This is a genomic window from Variovorax sp. Root318D1 (genome assembly GCF_001424835.1).
Taxonomy (GTDB): Bacteria; Pseudomonadota; Gammaproteobacteria; order Burkholderiales; family Burkholderiaceae_C; genus Variovorax.
Map to the genome: position 1 here is coordinate 303,162 of NZ_LMCQ01000019.1, position 15,697 is coordinate 318,858.

Genomic DNA, 15,697 nt, shown 5'->3' on the forward strand with positions numbered 1-15,697 from the left:
CTCAGCGAACCCGCATGCCGGGAGTGGCGCCGGGCCAGGGTTCGAGCACATGGATGCCGGGGGCGGCTTTTTCGTCGGCGTGGCTCGCAGCCAGCACCATGCCTTCGCTGATGCCGAACTTCATCTTGCGCGGCGCCAGGTTGGCGACCAGCACCGTGAGCTTGCCTACGAGCTGTTCGGGCTCATAGGCCGAGGCGATGCCGCTGAACACGTTGCGGGTTTTGCCCTCGCCGGCGTCCAGGGTCAACCGCAGCAGCTTGGTCGAGCCTTCGACTTTTTCGCATTCCACGATCTTCGCAATGCGCAAGTCGATCTTCGCGAAATCGTCGATGGTGATGGTGGGCGCGATGGCTTCGCCGCCGGGCAGCGCGCCGGCGGTGGCCGCTTCGGCCGCCGCCGGTTCGGGTGCGTCGAACAGCTTGTCGACCACCTTGGCGTCGGCTCGCTGCATCAGGTGCTTGTAGTCGCCGATGGCATGGCCAGTGGGCAGCGCCTGCGCGGCATCGGCCCACGCGAGCGGTGCGATTTTGAGGAAGGCCTCGACGTTCACGGCAAGCGCCGGCAGCACCGGCTTCAGGCACAGCGTCAGCAGGCGGAAGGCCTCGATGCACACCGTGCACACATCGTGCAGCCGCGCCTCCTGGCCTTCCTTCTTGGCCAGCTCCCAGGGCTTGTTCTGGTCGACGTACTCGTTCACCTTGTCGGCCAGCGCCATCACCTCGCGCAGCGCGCGGGCGTAGTCGCGGCCGTCGTAGAGCGAATGCAGCTGCGGCGCCGCGTCGCGCAGCGCGAACAGAAGTGCGTCGCCGTCGGCCGACACCTCGCCCAGCTTGCCGCCGAAGCGCTTGCCGATGAAGCCCGCCGCGCGGCTCGCAATGTTGATGTACTTGCCCACGAGGTCGCTGTTCACGCGCGCCACGAAGTCCTCGGGGTTGAAGTCGATGTCCTCGTTGCGCCCATTGAGCTTGGCCGCGATGTAGTAGCGCAGCCACTCGGGGTCCAGGCCGAGCGAAAGGTACTTGAGCGGGTCGATGCCGGTGCCGCGGCTCTTGCTCATCTTCTCGCCGCTTACCGTGAGGTGGCCATGCACGTACACCGCGTCGGGCGCCTTGCGGCCGCTGAAATGCAGCATCGCGGGCCAGAAGAGGGTGTGGAAGGTGATGATGTCCTTGCCGATGAAGTGCACCTGCTCAAGGTCCGGGTCGGCCATGTACTCGGTGTACGAGATGCCGTCGCCGCCCAGTTCGATGCAGCGCTTGTCGAGCAGGTTTTTCAGCGAGGCCAGGTAGCCCACGGGCGCGTCGAGCCACACGTAGAAGTACTTGCCCGGCGCATCCGGGATCTCGATGCCGAAATACGGCGCGTCGCGGCTGATGTCCCAGTCGCCGAGGCCGCCCTTGCCTTCGTCGTCCTTGTAGAGCCATTCGCGGATCTTGTTCTGCACCTCGGACTGCACGTGGCCCGGCGCGGTGGTCCATTCCTTCAGGTAGGCCTCGCAGCGCGGGTCCGAGAGCTTGAAGAAAAAGTGCTCCGAACTGCGCAGCTCCGGCTTGGCGCCCGACAGGGCCGAGTAGGGGTTGATCAGCTCGGTGGGCGCGTACACGGCGCCGCACACCTCGCAGTTGTCGCCGTACTGGTCCTTGGCGTGGCAGTTGGGGCATTCGCCCTTGATGAAGCGGTCGGCCAGGAACATGCCCTTGGCCGGGTCGTAGAACTGCTCGACGCTCTTGGTGCTGATGAAACCGTTGGTGCGCAGGTCGCGATAGATGTCCTGTGCGAGCTGGTGGTTCTCGGGCGCGTCGGTCGAGTGCCAGTTGTCGAACGAGATGTAGTAGCCGTCGAGGTAGGGCTTGCGGCCCGCGGCAATCTCGGCCACGAAGGCTTGCGGCGTCACGCCGGCTTTGTCGGCTGCGATGGTGATGGCCGCCCCGTGTGCGTCGTCGGCGCAGACAAAGTTGACCTCGGCGCCATTCATTCGCTGGTTCCGCACCCAGATGTCGGCCTGGATGTATTCCATCATGTGGCCGATATGGAACTTGCCGTTGGCATACGGCAGGGCGGTGGTAACGAAGAGCTTGCGCGGGGCGGACATCGGGAAGGGCGCTTTCGGGAGTGGCGGACTTGCTGGCAACGAAGGCGACCTGGGGCCGCCTTCGGGAACCGGGCATTTTAGGTGGCGCCGCCGCGCCCTGCCGAACACCCCCATCCCGGAGCTCGGCCACGGGGTGCCGAACTCGCAGTGACCCGAAAGCCGCCGGGGTGTCTCCGGCGCGACGTATGCTCCACCCCGCGCGTTTCGCCACGCTCCCTCCCCATATGGCGAAGAGATATACAAGATAGATATACAGAAAGCGAGTTTCCGATGACCACCCCCATTTCCGCAACCCTGATTCCTGGCGATGGCATCGGCCCCGAAATCGTCGACGCCACCCTTGCCGCGCTCGACGCGCTGAAGGCGCCCTTCGAGTGGGACCGCCAGATTGCCGGCCTCGGCGGCGTCCAGACTTCGGGCGATCCGCTGCCGCAAGCCACGCTGGACAGCATCCGCCGCACCCGCCTTGCCCTCAAGGGCCCGCTGGAAACGCCTTCGGGCGGCGGCTACCGCTCGTCGAACGTGCGGCTGCGCGAAGAGTTCCAGCTGTACGCCAACCTGCGCCCCGCGCGCACCATCATTCCGGGCGGCCGCTTCGACAAGATCGACCTGATGGTCGTGCGCGAAAACCTCGAGGGCCTGTACATCGGCCACGAGCACTATGTGCGCATCGACGGTGACCCGCATGCCGTGGGCATGGCCACCGGCATCAACACGCGCCAGGGGTGCCTGCGCCTGCTCGAATACGCTTTCGAGACCGCCGTGGCCACCGGCCGCAAGAAGGTCACGCTGGTCCACAAGGCCAACATCATGAAGGTGCTGACCGGCCTGTTCCTGGAGACCGGCCTTCGGCTCTATGAAGAAAAGTACAAGGGCAAGTTCGAGCTCGACACGATCATCGTCGACGCCTGCGCGATGAAGCTGGTGCTCAACCCCTGGCAGTTCGACATGCTGGTGACCACCAACCTGTTCGGCGACATTCTGTCCGACCTGGTGGCGGGCCTGGTCGGCGGCCTGGGCATGGCACCGGGCGCCAACATCGGCGCCGATGCGGCCATCTTCGAGGCCGTGCACGGCTCGGCGCCCGACATTGCCGGCAAGGGCATTGCCAACCCCACCGCACTGCTCTTGGCTGCCGCGCTGATGCTCGAGCACGTCAGGCTGCCCGACCTTGCCACGCGCCTGCGCAAGGCCATCGACGACACGCTCAACATCGACAAGGTGCGCACCGGCGACCTGGGCGGCACCGCGGGCACGGCGGCGTTCACCAAGGCGCTGGTCGCTCGCATCCAGAACGGCTGAAGCGAGAGGCGGCTTTCCGTGGCTTCATGAGAAAGCTGCTGCTCCTGCTGGCCTTGTGCGTGGCCGGCGCGGCCGGCCTGGCCACCGCGGCGGCGGCCAACGCCGAGCCACGCTACACCGTCGTGAAGATCGATCTGCGCAAGGAACGGCTCGAGCTGTTCCTGCGCGACGATGCGGGCGTCGAGTTCAAGCGCCTCGACCGCCTGGAGGCCTGGCTCGCCACGCACAATCGTCAGCTCGTGTTCGCGATGAATGCCGGCATGTACCACGCCGACTTTTCACCCGTGGGCCTGCTGGTGCAGGAAGGGCGTGAGGTTTCGCCGCTCAACCTGTCGGCGGGCGAGGGCAACTTTTTCTTGAAGCCGAACGGCGTGTTCCTGGTGTCCGGCACTCGGCCGCGCGTGGTCGAGTCGTCGGAGTATCCGGCGCTCTCAAAAGGCGTTCGGCTGGCCACGCAGTCGGGCCCGCTGCTGTTGCGCCGCGGCAGGGTGCATCCCGCTTTGATCCCAAACTCGGATTCGCGAAAGATTCGCAACGGCGTGGGCGTGTCGGGCCACACGGCCATCTTCGTGATCAGCGAAGACCCGGTGAACTTCTACGAATTCGCGCTTTATTTTCGCGACGTGCTGCGTTGCCGCGACGCGCTCTATCTCGACGGCACCGTGTCTGCTCTTCATTCGCTCGCGCTGCAGCGCACCGACTTCGTCAGGGAGCTGGGCCCGATACTCGGCGTGGCGGTGCCATGAACCGGTCTCTGGCCACCGTCGTTTCCATTACGATTTTTGAGCCATGACCCAACCCCTTCCCATTCTTTCGCTCGTTGAAACCCGCGTGCTCGGCGTGCTGGCCGAGAAGCAGCGCACCGTGCCCGACAGCTATCCGCTGACGCTCAACTCCCTGGTGTCCGGCTGCAACCAGAAGACCAGCCGCAACCCGGTGCTCGAACTGAGCGAGGCGCAGGTGCAGGCGGCCATCGACAGCCTGAAGGGCTACAGCCTGGTGGCGGAAACCAGCGGCGGCCGGGCGTTTCGCTACGAGCACAACGTCGACCGCGTGCTGCGCATTCCATCGCAGTCGGTCATTTTGCTCACCGTGCTGATGCTGCGCGGTCCCCAAACGGCCGGCGAACTTCGCATTGCCTGCGACCGCATGCACAACTTCGCGGACATCTCGTCGGTCGAGGGCTTTCTCGACGAGCTCGCCGAGCGACAAGCCGGGGCGTTGGTGGTGAAGCTTGCGCGCCTGCCCGGTGCGCGCGAAAGCCGCTGGGCCCATCTGCTGAGCGGCGCGCCGGCGGAAGAGGTTGCCGGGCCAGGTGGCGGGTCGGCCGAGGGAGCGTATGCGTCGCACGATGCATCGCTCGGCGAGGTGGCGGCGCTCAAGGCCAACGTGGCGCGGCTCGAGGCCGAGCTCGCGTCGCTGAAGGCGCTGGTGGGGCGGGTGTGTTCGGAGCTTGGGATTTCAGAGGCGGAGTGATCGGGCGCCGCGGGCACTAGCCCGGCAGTGCCGTTGTTGTACGCGGCACCGGCCGCGCAGATCGCGCCTCGCCGGCCAACTGCAGCAACTCATCGACTTCCCAATGGTCGTCCGCATGCGCGCCGTACTTGCACGCCACGATGCGCCCCTGCGCGTCGACGAGAAAGTCTGCCGGCAGGCCCAGGATGCCGTTCTCGGCCCGGGTGTAGAAGCGCCTGGCCGCCAAGATCCACCGCAGCCCGCTCCAGAAGACGCGGGGATTCAAGAGCGCCCGCACTGAGGTCTCGACGCCGAACGCCTTGAAATACTTCTTGCCGGGGTCGGCAATGCAATCGAACGGAAGCTGCGCCTGGTACTTGAGCATTTCTTCGCGCGACGAATGAAAGAAAACGAGCTGGCGAATGCCGGCCGCGGCAATTTCCGCGTGGCGCCTGCCCATGGTGAGCAGGTGAAAGTTGCACACCGGGCAACCCGCGAAGCGCCGGAACTGAAGATGCACGTAGCGCGGCAGCGGGTCCGGAACATGGGCAGGCTTGCCGTGGATGGTGCTGGCGGCAATGGCGGGAGCTGTGTCGCGGGGTGCGAATTTCATGAGCTTTCCTCTTTAAACGTACGATGTACGTAATTGAATATACTCGCGTCTTCCAAACTGCGTCAACCTCCACTCTTATGGGACGACCCGCCAAATTCACGCATTCGCAGCTCCAGGCCGCCGCATTGGCCCTTGTCGACAGGGAAGGACTCTCGGGGCTCTCGATGCGCGCGCTGGCCAGCGAGCTCGGCACCGGCGCGATGACGCTCTACAACTACGTCTCGCAGCGCGAGGACATCGACCTCTTGGTGGTGGAGGCGGTGATCGGCGAGGCGCGCTGGCCCGAAGGCAGTTACGCGGCGTGGCAGGACGAAGTCCGAGCCATCGCCACGGCGTTGTGGCAGGCGGTACGGGCCCATCCCCATGCCATTGCGCTGATCCTCACGCGCAGAAGCCGCTCTCCCGCGGTCTTTGGTGTGACCGAGGCGATGCTGCGCGCCCTGGCCCGCAGCGGGCGCTCAGGGCAGGCGCTGCTCGTCGCCTTCCGGGCCGTGTCGGGGCTGATCACGGGGCTCGCGCAGTCGGAACTTGCGGGCCCGCTGGCGCTGCAGGCTTCGGAGTCGGCGGAGCTCACCATCGAACGATTCCGAGCCTTGCCGGAAGACCGCTTTGCGCACCTGATCGACATCGCGAATGCAGCGACCGCAAGCACCGCCGATCAGGAGTTCCGAGCGAGCCTGGACCTGCTGCTGGCGGGCCTTTCAGCAGGGGGCGGCGGCGCTCGCTGATCTCCGTCAGGCTGCTGTTTCCAACCCGAAGAACCGCAGCACCTCGCCCTGCTGCCGCATCGCGTCGGCCCGCCCGAGCGCCATCAGCTCGCGCGTGTACGCCGACTCGAACAGCAGGTAGCTCGCGAGCGCGCCGCCTTTCACATCGGCGGCGCCCTTGGAGCCGCCCAGCAGGTGGCGCACGGCGCCGGGCAGTGCATCGACATGGCGCGCCGCGATCACGTCGAGCCGTTCCGACGGCGAGATCACCAGAAGGTCAAGTGGACGCAGCGAGCTGGAGGCGCGCGCTTCCTCGGGAATGAGGCCCAGCGTGTGGTTGATACGCCGAAGCCGCTCGATGTCCACCGCCAGCGCATCGAGAAAGATGCTCGACAGCGCATGGCCCGCGATCTGGGCCATGGTGGGGTAGCCGCTGTAGGTGTTGGGCGCGTCGGCGTCGCGCGGCTCGTGCATGCGGCCGGCGCCGATCACCAGGATGCGCTTGGCGCCGAGATGAATGGCCGCGGCAATCGGCGCCGACTGGCGCATCGAGCCGTCGCCGAAGTATTCGGTATGCCCTTGCATCGAGAGCGCCGTGGCCGGAAACACGAAGGGAATGGCCGACGAGGCCAGCAGGTGCGCGTGGCTGATGCGGTCGCGCACCGAGAGCCGCTGCGAACGCACCCAGGGTTCCATCGGCACGGCCGCTTCGAAGAAGGTGACGTGCTCGCCGGAGCTATAGCTCGATGCGGTAACGGCCAGCGCCTGCACGTGGCCTTGCTGCATCAGCCGGGGCAGCCGATCGAGCGGCACCATGCGGCCCAGCAGTTGGGCCAGCGGTGTGTTGTCGAGCAGCGAACGCGGCTTGATGCGCATCCAGTTGGCCGCGAAGCGCCCGAAGCCGAGCAGCATGCGCCAGCGCGCACCGCTGCCGATGACGGAGAGCGAGTCGGCGCGGTAGACCTGGCCGGCGTGGAAATCGCGCCAGACCTCTGCGATGCGCGCGACGGCTTCGTCGAAGTGGTCGGCCCCGCAGGCCAGCGCGGCCGCGTTGATGGCGCCGGCAGATGTGCCGGTGATCACGGGAAAGGGATTGCCTTCGCCAGCGAAACCTGCCGCGCGCCGGATACCGGCAATGGCCTCGAGCACGCCGACCTGGTAGGCAGCCCGGGCACCGCCGCCGGTGAGCAAAAGACCGGTGACCGGGGGTGTCTCAGGCATTGTTCTTGTTGCTGTGGCTGTTCAAAAAGCGCTTGCCTCCCCCGTGATTCGCAGGTGTTGCCCCCGGCAGCGGGAAGGCGAAGCGGCCCGAAGCGCGCGGGGCCCGCTGGCAAGCCACTAGACTACCCGCCATTCAGGAGTTAGATCAATGGCACTCACCCCAGAAGGGCTCATGGACGCGCTCAAGGCCGTCCAGGACCCGAACACCGGCAAGAATTTCGTGGCGACGCGTTCGCTCAAGAACCTGCAGATTACCGAAGGCGACGTTTCGTTCGACCTCGAGCTCGGCTACCCGGCCAAGAGTCAGCACCCGGCCCTTCGCAAGGCGCTGGTGGCGGCCGCCAAGACGGTGCCGGGCGTGAGCAACGTCTCGGTCAACATCACGACCAAGGTCATCAGCCATGCGGTGCAGCGCGGCGTGCAGCTGATGCCCAACGTCAAGAACATCATCGCGGTGGCCTCCGGCAAGGGCGGTGTGGGCAAGAGCACCACGGCGGCCAACCTGGCACTGGCGCTGGCGGCCGAAGGGGCGGCCGTCGGGCTGCTGGATGCCGACATCTACGGCCCGAGCCAACCCATGATGCTGGGCATCGAGGGCCGGCCCGAGAGCGAGGACGGCAAGACCATGGAGCCGCTGGAGAACCACGGCGTGCAGGTCATGTCGATCGGTTTCCTGGTCGACCAGGACGAGGCCATGATCTGGCGCGGCCCCATGGCCACCCAGGCGCTGGAGCAGCTGCTGCGCCAGACCAACTGGAAAGACCTCGATTACCTGATCGTCGACATGCCGCCCGGCACCGGCGATATCCAGCTCACCCTGTCGCAGCGCGTACCGATGACCGGCGCGGTGATCGTCACCACGCCGCAGGACATCGCGCTGCTCGACGCCAAGAAGGGCATCAAGATGTTCGAGAAGGTCGGCGTGCCGATCCTGGGCATTGTGGAGAACATGGCAGTGCACATCTGCTCCAACTGCGGCCACGTGGAGCACATCTTCGGCTCCGAAGGCGGCAAGAAGATGGCCGAGCAATACCAGATGGAATACCTCGGTGCGCTGCCGCTGGACATCAATATCCGCCTGCAGGCCGACAGCGGCAAGCCCACGGTGGTGGCCGATCCCGACGGCGAAGTGGCCGGCATCTACAAGGCCGTGGCGCGGCAAGTGGCCGTGGGCATTGCGGAGAAGGCCAAGGACTTCTCCGCCAAGTTCCCGACCATTTCGATCAGCAAGAACACCTGATCGACGGCGCGCCCCGTGAATCTTCTCGCGTCGATGCGCTACCTGGTCGCACTGAGCGAGCACAAGCATTTCGGACGCGCGGCGCAGGCCTGCCACATCACGCAGCCGGCGCTCTCGAATGCGCTGCGCTCGCTCGAAAGCGAGTTTGGCGTGGTCATCGTCAAGCGGGCGCGCGTGTACGTGGGCCTCACGCACGAGGGCGAGCGCGTGCTGGCCACCGCGCAGCGCATGCTGCGCGACAACGAGGTGCTGCAGCAGGAGCTGCGCAGCGAAGAGGGGCACCCACGCGGGCGGCTGCGCATGGCGGCGGTGCCCACCGCCATTCCGATGCTGTCGCGCTTTGCGGCGATGCTGCACGAGCTGCACCCGGGCATCGTGCCGGCCGTGCTCTCGATGAGCTCGCAAGACCTGGAAATGGGGCTGGAAAGCCTTTCCGTCGACCTGGCGCTTGGCTACACCGAACGCATGCACCTGCCGGGCATCAAGCTCACGGCCTGGCCGCAGAGCGTGGAGCACTACTTTCTGCTGCGCCGAGCGGCCAAGCCCTCGGCCGACCGGCTGCGTATCGGCCGGCCGATGTCATGGGCCGACGCCGGCAAGCTGCCACTGTGCCTGCTCACGCCTGACATGCACAACCGCTTCATCATCGACCAGGCGTTGCGCGACGCCGACACCGTGGTGGAGCCGGCCATCGAAACGAACTCGGTACTTACCCTTGCATTGGCCGTGCTCGCAGGGACCGTCAGCAGCGTACTGCCGGGCTCGATGGTCGCGGCCGTGCGCAGCTACCGCGAACTGGAGGCGCTGCCGCTGGTCGCGCCCGAGGTCAAGACTCCGCTGGGCTTCATGACCCAGACCGGCGTGCGCCCCTCGCGCGCGCTCGATGCCGCCCTCGTGTTCCTGCAGACGCCGGCTTGGCGCGAGCAGGTGCGGCTGCACAGCGGCGCGCTCGGCGAATAGCTGGCGGCCGGCCCAGAGCGGGCGCACCATTTAGTTATTGAATCGATCGATGCGCCGATCGAATTTGACGCACCCTGGGCGGCCCCACACACTCGGTCAGCCTCCCAGCATCCGCTCGGGGCAGAGCCAGACAGACACCCGAAAAAAGGCCTAGGCAGTGAACAACCACCCAGCCACGACCCGCGAGACAACAAAGGCGACCCCGACGCACACCATCGTGCCGCTCGCCACCGCCGACGAGATGCGCGAGCGCATCCGCCGCAAGAGCAAGCTCAAGGGCCGCCAACCCGAGGAAGCGGCGCTGCTCGAAGTGCGCACGCTCATCGGCGCGCCCCCGGCCGAGGGCCACCGGCGCGACCTGCTCATCGAGCACCTGCACAAGCTCAACGATGCTTTCCGCTGCCTGCACGACCGCCACCTGGTGGCGCTGGCGCGGGAAATGAACATCCCGATGGCCGAGGTCTACGAAGTCGCGACCTTCTATCACCACTTCGAGGTGGTGCGCGGCGACGATGCCGCGCCGGGCCTCACCGTGCGCGTGTGCGACGGCCTAGCCTGCGAGCTGGCCGGCGCCAAGGATCTGCTTGCGCGGCTACCCGAACTGCTCGGCGTCGAAGGCGGCGACGTGCGCGTGATTGCGGCGCCCTGCGTCGGCCGCTGCGAGCAGGCGCCGGTCGCGGTCGTCGACCAGCAGGCCGTGCCGCTCGCGACCACCGGCAAGGTGTTGCAGGCGCTGAAGTCCGATCCCGACGAGGCCACGGTCGCGTACTTCGACGCCGCCGCGTTCGCCGAAAAAAGCGTCTCGCCCCTGCCCGGCGCCATCGAGCGCATGCCGGCGTTCACCGACTACGCCACCTACCGCGCGCATGGCGGCTATTCGCTCGCGGCCGCACTCGTCAACGGCGAGGAAGACGCCGAGGCCATCATCAAGACCATGGAAGACTCGGGCTTGCGCGGCCTGGGCGGCGCGGGCTTTCCGGCCGGGCGCAAGTGGCGCATCGTGCGCGACCAGCCCGCGCCCCGGCTCATGGCGGTGAACATCGACGAAGGCGAGCCCGGCACGTTCAAGGACCGCACGTACCTCGAGCGCGATCCGCACCGCTTTCTTGAAGGCCTGGTGGTGGCGGCGCAGATCGTCGGCATCGAGCAGTGCTACATCTACCTGCGCGACGAATACCACGACTGCCGCGCGCTGCTGGAAAGAGAACTGGCCCGGCTCCAGGCCGATCCACCGTGTGCGCTGCCGCGCATCGAGTTGCGGCGCGGCGCAGGGGCCTACATCTGCGGCGAAGAGTCGGCCATGATCGAGAGCATTGAAGGCAAGCGCGGCGAACCCCGCATGCGCCCGCCGTACATCGCGCAGGTGGGCCTGTTCGGCCGGCCGACGCTGGAACACAACTTCGAAACCCTCTATTGGGTGCGCGACATCGTTGAAAAAGGCGCTGCCTGGTTCAGCGGCTTTGGCCGCAACGGCCGCAAGGGCCTGCGCAGCTTCAGCGTGAGCGGCCGGGTGAAGCACCCGGGCGTCAAGCTCGCGCCCGCGGGCATCACGGTGCAGGAACTCATCGACGAATACTGCGGCGGCATGCTCGACGGCCACTCGCTGTATGCGTACCTGCCCGGCGGCGCGTCGGGCGGCATTCTTCCGGCGCGAATGAACGACATTCCGCTCGACTTCGACACGCTGCAACCCCATGGCTGCTTCATCGGATCGGCCGCGGTGATGGTGCTGAGCCAGCACGACCGCGCCCGCGACGCTGCGCTGAACGTGATGCGATTCTTCGAGCACGAAAGCTGCGGCCAATGCACGCCGTGCCGGGTCGGTACCGCCAAGGCCGCGGCGCTGATGCAGGCGCCCACGTGGGACAGCGCCACGCTCGAAGACCTCGCGCAAGTCATGGGGGACGCCTCCATCTGCGGGCTCGGACAGGCGGCCCCCAATCCGATTCGGTGCATCCAGCAATATTTTCCGGAGGAGGTGGCATGAACGCCCCGTCCAAGCTCGCGGAGCTCATGCCGCAAACCATCGAATTCACGCTCGACGGCCAGGCCATCCAGGCCTTCGACGGCGAGACCATCTACAAGGCGGCCGAGCGCCATGGCGTGGAGATCCCGCACCTTTGCTACAAGGACGGCTACCGCGCCGACGGCAACTGCCGCGCCTGCGTGGTCGAGGTGAAGGGTGAGCGCACGCTGGCGCCCAGCTGCTGCCGCAACGTGACGGCCGGCATGGAAGTGAAGGCCACCAGCGAACGTGCGCTCAAGAGCCAGAAGATGGTCGTCGAGATGCTGCTGTCCGACATGCCCGACCAGGGCTACAAATGGATCGGCGACGACGCCACCCAGCAGCACGGCGAGCTCAGCGCCTGGGCCAAGAAGCTCGACATCGCGGTACGGCCCGAACTCAAGGCGCTGCGCCGCGAGCAGCCGAAGACCGACATCTCGCATCCGGCGATGGCCGTCAACTTGGACGCCTGCATCCAGTGCAACCGCTGCGTGCGCGCCTGCCGCGAGGAGCAGGTCAACGACGTCATCGGCTATGCCATGCGCGGTGGCGACAGCAAGATCGTGTTCGACCTGGACGACCCGATGGGCGACAGCACCTGCGTGGCCTGCGGCGAATGCGTGCAGGCCTGTCCGACCGGCGCGCTCATGCCCAAGAGCCACATCGGCTCGCAGCAGGTCGATCGCAAGGTTGATTCCGTGTGCCCGTTCTGCGGTGTGGGTTGCCTCGTGACCTACAACGTGAAGGACGAAAAGATCGTCAGCGTCGACGGCCGCGACGGACCGGCCAACCACAACCGCCTGTGCGTGAAGGGCCGCTTCGGCTTCGACTACGCGCACCACCCGCAGCGGCTGACCAAGCCGCTGATCCGCAAGGCCGGCGTGCCGAAGGACTTTGGCGATACGCCGCGTCCGGACGACTGGAGCGAGTATTTCCGCGAAGCCACCTGGGAAGAAGCGCTCGCGCTCACCACCGGCAAGCTCTCGGGGCTGCGCGACACCTACGGTGCCAAGTCGCTCGCGGGCTTCGGCTCGGCCAAGGGCAGCAACGAAGAGGCCTACCTGTTCCAGAAGCTCGTGCGCACGGGCTTCGGTAGCAACAACATCGATCACTGCACGCGCCTGTGCCACGCATCGAGCGTGGCCGCGTTGCTCGAAGGCGTGGGCTCAGGGGCAGTGAGCAACCAGGTCAACGACGTGGAGCATGCGGGGCTGATCTTCGTCATCGGCTCTAACCCCACGGCCAACCACCCGGTCGCCGCCACCTGGATGAAGAACGCTGCCCAGCGCGGCGCAAAGATCGTGCTGGCCGACCCGCGCCGCACCGACATCAGCCGGCACGCTTGGCGCACCCTCCAGTTCAAGGCCGACACCGACGTGGCCATGCTCAATGCGCTGATCCATGCCGTGATCGACGAAGGCCTGGTCGACCAGGAGTTCGTGCGCACGCGGGCCAGCAACTACGAGGCACTGCGCGAGAACGTGAAGGGCTACAGCCCCGAGGCGATGGCGCCCATCTGCGGCGTGCCGGCCGAAACCCTGCGTGAAGTGGCGCGCGCCTTTGCCACCGCCAAGGGCTCGATGATCCTCTGGGGCATGGGCGTGAGCCAGCACGTGCACGGCACCGACAACGCGCGCTGCCTCATTGCGCTGGCCACCGTGACCGGGCAGATCGGCAAGCCGGGTTCGGGCCTGCATCCGCTGCGCGGCCAGAACAACGTGCAGGGCGCGAGCGACGCAGGCCTGATCCCGATGATGTTCCCCAACTACCAGCGCGTCGACAACCCGGCTGTGCATGCATGGTTCGAGAACTTCTGGGGCACGCCGCTGGACGCAACGCCTGGCTATACCGTGGTCGAGATCATGCACAAGGCGCTCGCGCCCGACACCGATCCGCACAAGGTGCGCGGCATGTACATCATGGGAGAGAACCCGGCCATGAGCGACCCCGACCTGAACCATGCGCGCCATGCGCTTGCGAGCCTGGAGCACCTGGTGGTGCAGGACATCTTCATGACCGAGACCGCCTGGCTCGCCGACGTGGTGCTGCCCGCGAGCGCCTGGCCCGAGAAGACCGGCACGGTGAGCAACACCGACCGCATGGTGCAACTGGGCAAGCGCGCGCTCAACCCGCCGGGCGACGCGCAGCCCGATCTCTGGATCATCCAGCAGATCGCCAAGGGCATGGGCCTCGCGTGGAACTACGAGGGCGAAGAGTCCGGCGTGGCCGCGGTCTACGAGGAAATGCGGCAAGCCATGCATGCGGTGATCAGCGGCATCAGCTGGGAGCGGCTGCAGCGCGATTCGAGCGTGACCTATCCCTGCCTGAGCGAGGACGACCCGGGCCAGCCAACCGTGTTCATCGACGACTTCCCGACGGCGGACGGCCGCGTGAAGCTGGTGCCCGCCGACATCATTCCGGCCGACGAGCGGCCCGATGCCGAATACCCGTTCGTGCTCATCACCGGCCGCCAGCTGGAGCACTGGCACACCGGCAGCATGACGCGCCGCGCCACCGTGCTCGATGCGCTGGAGCCCATGGCGACCGCCTCGATGAACCAGGCCGACCTGCTGAAGCTGGGCTTGGAGGCCGGCGATGTGATCACGGTGCAGTCGCGGCGCGGCGAGGTGGCCATCCACGTGCGGCGCGACGACGGGACGCCGAACGGCGCGGTGTTCGTTCCCTTCGCCTACTACGAGGCGGCGGCCAACCTGATGACCAACGCCGCGCTCGATCCGATGGGCAAGATCCCGGAGTTCAAGTACTGCGCGGTGCGCATTGCGCGCGGCGGCCAGCCGATGGCGGCGGCCGGCTACGGCACCGGTTCTGGCGTGCTGGCGACGGTGGACTGACACGGGCGGTGGTGCAAGCAGCGCTGGCGTTGAGGTGCGCATGGTTTAACCTTTGCGCCCCGACGCCCCTGCACCGCTCACCACCACCGGCATGAAAACCAGAGTCCAGTTCCGCCTGCGCATCTACCGGGACGACAGCATCGCCATCGGCCCCGGCAAGATCGCCGTGCTGGAGGCCGTGGCGGAGACCGGCTCGATCTCGGCCGCGGCGCGCCAGCTGGGAATGTCGTACCGGCGCGCCTGGATGCTGATCGACGAGATGAACCACGCCCTGAGCTCCCCGGCCGTGAACACGGCGGCCGGCGGCTCTCGCGGCGGCGGCACCGCGCTCACGCCCGTGGGCGAGGAAATCGTCAAGCACTACCGCGCCATCGAGAATGCCGCGCGCCTGGCCACGGCGGCCGACGTGCGTGCGCTGACGCGCCTGCTGGCCTCCTGATCCCGTTCTCGCGCTGTATCCGGAAGGATATCGGCGCCGCCCTCCCGAAGCGGCCAACGAACCTCTCGTCGAGGGGGGGAGGGTTGGTTCGTGCACAATTGCGTTGTATCTTCATGAATACGACGAACTCCCTCATCGCCTCGGCCGACTGGTTTCCGCTGGTGCTGTCGCTCAAGGTGGCCGCGGTCGCGACCTTGCTCGCGCTTGTGGCCGGTGTGGCGCTGGGCTGGGTGTTCGCACGCAAGCGTTTTCCGGGCGACACGGTGCTGGAGGCGGTGTTCATGCTGCCGCTGGTGCTGCCACCCACGGTCATCGGCTACGCCATCCTGGTCGCGGCGGGGCGCCATAGCCCGCTCGGCAGTTGGCTGCGCGAGCACCTCGACTACAGCATCATCTTCAGCTGGCACGGCGCCGTCGTGGCATCCGCGGTGGTGGCGTTGCCGCTGGTGCTGAAATCGGCCAGCGCCGCCTTCGCGGGCGTGGACCGCTCGCTCGAGGCCGCCGCCAGCACGCTGCGGCAGTCGCCGTTCTCGGTATTTCTGCGCGTCACGCTGCCGCTGGCCTGGCCCGGCATCCTGGCCGGCACGCTGCTCGCATTCGCGCGTGCCATGGGCGAGTTCGGCGCCTCGCTGATGGTGGCGGGATCCATTCCGCAGCAAACGCAGACGCTGTCGATGGCGATCTACGACGCCGTGCAGGCCGGCCATGACGACTTGGCGTTGCTGCTGGTGGTGGTGACTTCGCTGCTGTCGGTCACGGTGCTGGTGCTGTCGAACCGGTTTTTCTCCCTGCGCTGATGGCCCGCGCATCC

At 66.9% G+C, this 15,697-nt stretch carries 13 protein-coding genes; 10 read left to right on the forward strand and 3 right to left on the reverse strand.

Annotated features, from left to right (window positions below):
* Window position 1: 1 nt before the first annotated feature.
* Window positions 2-2,092 (reverse strand): methionine--tRNA ligase, encoded by a 2,091-nt coding sequence (metG, locus tag ASC78_RS15800; protein WP_055802940.1) that lies wholly within the window; start codon window positions 2,090-2,092, stop codon window positions 2-4.
* 270 nt (window positions 2,093-2,362) lie between these two features.
* Here metG and ASC78_RS15805 point away from each other — a divergent pair, with 270 nt between their 5' ends.
* The 3 genes from ASC78_RS15805 to ASC78_RS15815 are packed head-to-tail and all read left to right on the forward strand — an operon-like array spanning window position 2,363 to window position 4,870.
* Complete coding sequence (locus ASC78_RS15805) at window positions 2,363-3,394, forward strand: isocitrate/isopropylmalate dehydrogenase family protein (protein WP_055802943.1); 1,032 nt, start codon at window positions 2,363-2,365, stop codon at window positions 3,392-3,394.
* Window positions 3,395-3,420: 26 nt separating this feature from the next.
* A complete protein-coding gene (locus ASC78_RS15810) occupies window positions 3,421-4,140 on the forward strand; it encodes a phosphodiester glycosidase family protein (protein WP_055802944.1) in 720 nt (239 codons plus the stop codon).
* A gap of 43 nt (window positions 4,141-4,183) precedes the next feature.
* Window positions 4,184-4,870, forward strand: coding sequence for a YceH family protein (locus tag ASC78_RS15815; protein ID WP_055802946.1), 687 nt, complete (start codon window positions 4,184-4,186; stop codon window positions 4,868-4,870).
* A gap of 16 nt (window positions 4,871-4,886) precedes the next feature.
* On the opposite strand, the gene ASC78_RS15820 is transcribed toward ASC78_RS15815, so the two are convergent.
* The gene (locus tag ASC78_RS15820; RefSeq protein ID WP_055802948.1) at window positions 4,887-5,462 is read right to left on the reverse strand and encodes a redoxin domain-containing protein; all 576 of its coding nucleotides are present in this window, start codon (window positions 5,460-5,462) and stop codon (window positions 4,887-4,889) included.
* 77 nt (window positions 5,463-5,539) lie between these two features.
* On the opposite strand from ASC78_RS15820, the gene ASC78_RS15825 reads away from it, so the two are divergent.
* The gene (locus tag ASC78_RS15825) at window positions 5,540-6,190 is read left to right on the forward strand and encodes a TetR/AcrR family transcriptional regulator (RefSeq protein WP_055802950.1); all 651 of its coding nucleotides are present in this window, start codon (window positions 5,540-5,542) and stop codon (window positions 6,188-6,190) included.
* 6 nt (window positions 6,191-6,196) lie between these two features.
* On the opposite strand, the gene ASC78_RS15830 is transcribed toward ASC78_RS15825, so the two are convergent.
* The gene (locus tag ASC78_RS15830; RefSeq protein ID WP_055802952.1) at window positions 6,197-7,390 is read right to left on the reverse strand and encodes a patatin-like phospholipase family protein; all 1,194 of its coding nucleotides are present in this window, start codon (window positions 7,388-7,390) and stop codon (window positions 6,197-6,199) included.
* A 148-nt stretch (window positions 7,391-7,538) separates the two neighbouring features.
* Between ASC78_RS15830 and apbC the strand changes: the two genes are divergently transcribed.
* The 6 genes from apbC to modB all read left to right on the forward strand — a co-directional run bounded on the left by apbC (window position 7,539) and on the right by modB (window position 15,683).
* Window positions 7,539-8,630 (forward strand): iron-sulfur cluster carrier protein ApbC, encoded by a 1,092-nt coding sequence (apbC, locus tag ASC78_RS15835; protein WP_055802954.1) that lies wholly within the window; start codon window positions 7,539-7,541, stop codon window positions 8,628-8,630.
* 15 nt (window positions 8,631-8,645) lie between these two features.
* Window positions 8,646-9,590: a LysR substrate-binding domain-containing protein gene (locus ASC78_RS15840; protein ID WP_055802955.1), complete on the forward strand. Its 945-nt coding sequence runs from the start codon at window positions 8,646-8,648 to the stop codon at window positions 9,588-9,590.
* A 241-nt stretch (window positions 9,591-9,831) separates the two neighbouring features.
* Entirely contained in the window at window positions 9,832-11,577 is a 1,746-nt protein-coding gene (locus tag ASC78_RS15845; protein ID WP_055803431.1) for an NAD(P)H-dependent oxidoreductase subunit E, read from the forward strand.
* Window positions 11,574-14,447 carry a formate dehydrogenase subunit alpha gene (gene fdhF, locus ASC78_RS15850; protein ID WP_055802957.1) on the forward strand — a complete coding sequence of 958 codons (2,874 nt, stop codon included), beginning with the start codon at window positions 11,574-11,576 and terminating at the stop codon, window positions 14,445-14,447. The genes ASC78_RS15845 and fdhF overlap by 4 nt, the downstream gene beginning before the upstream one ends.
* Before the next feature lie 91 nt (window positions 14,448-14,538).
* Window positions 14,539-14,886 (forward strand): winged helix-turn-helix domain-containing protein, encoded by a 348-nt coding sequence (locus ASC78_RS15855; RefSeq protein ID WP_028258819.1) that lies wholly within the window; start codon window positions 14,539-14,541, stop codon window positions 14,884-14,886.
* A gap of 113 nt (window positions 14,887-14,999) precedes the next feature.
* Window positions 15,000-15,683: a molybdate ABC transporter permease subunit gene (modB, locus tag ASC78_RS15860; protein WP_028258820.1), complete on the forward strand. Its 684-nt coding sequence runs from the start codon at window positions 15,000-15,002 to the stop codon at window positions 15,681-15,683.
* Window positions 15,684-15,697: the final 14 nt, after the last annotated feature.

Coding starts and splice junctions, on each gene's coding strand:
- metG (WP_055802940.1), bottom strand. CDS start 2,092: ATGTCCGCCCCGCGCAAGCTCTTCGTTACCACCGCCCTGCCGTATGCC.
- ASC78_RS15805 (WP_055802943.1), top strand. CDS start 2,363: ATGACCACCCCCATTTCCGCAACCCTGATTCCTGGCGATGGCATCGGC.
- ASC78_RS15810 (WP_055802944.1), top strand. CDS start 3,421: ATGAGAAAGCTGCTGCTCCTGCTGGCCTTGTGCGTGGCCGGCGCGGCC.
- ASC78_RS15815 (WP_055802946.1), top strand. CDS start 4,184: ATGACCCAACCCCTTCCCATTCTTTCGCTCGTTGAAACCCGCGTGCTC.
- ASC78_RS15820 (WP_055802948.1), bottom strand. CDS start 5,462: ATGAAATTCGCACCCCGCGACACAGCTCCCGCCATTGCCGCCAGCACC.
- ASC78_RS15825 (WP_055802950.1), top strand. CDS start 5,540: ATGGGACGACCCGCCAAATTCACGCATTCGCAGCTCCAGGCCGCCGCA.
- ASC78_RS15830 (WP_055802952.1), bottom strand. CDS start 7,390: ATGCCTGAGACACCCCCGGTCACCGGTCTTTTGCTCACCGGCGGCGGT.
- apbC (WP_055802954.1), top strand. CDS start 7,539: ATGGCACTCACCCCAGAAGGGCTCATGGACGCGCTCAAGGCCGTCCAG.
- ASC78_RS15845 (WP_055803431.1), top strand. CDS start 9,832: ATGCGCGAGCGCATCCGCCGCAAGAGCAAGCTCAAGGGCCGCCAACCC.
- fdhF (WP_055802957.1), top strand. CDS start 11,574: ATGAACGCCCCGTCCAAGCTCGCGGAGCTCATGCCGCAAACCATCGAA.
- ASC78_RS15855 (WP_028258819.1), top strand. CDS start 14,539: ATGAAAACCAGAGTCCAGTTCCGCCTGCGCATCTACCGGGACGACAGC.
- modB (WP_028258820.1), top strand. CDS start 15,000: ATGAATACGACGAACTCCCTCATCGCCTCGGCCGACTGGTTTCCGCTG.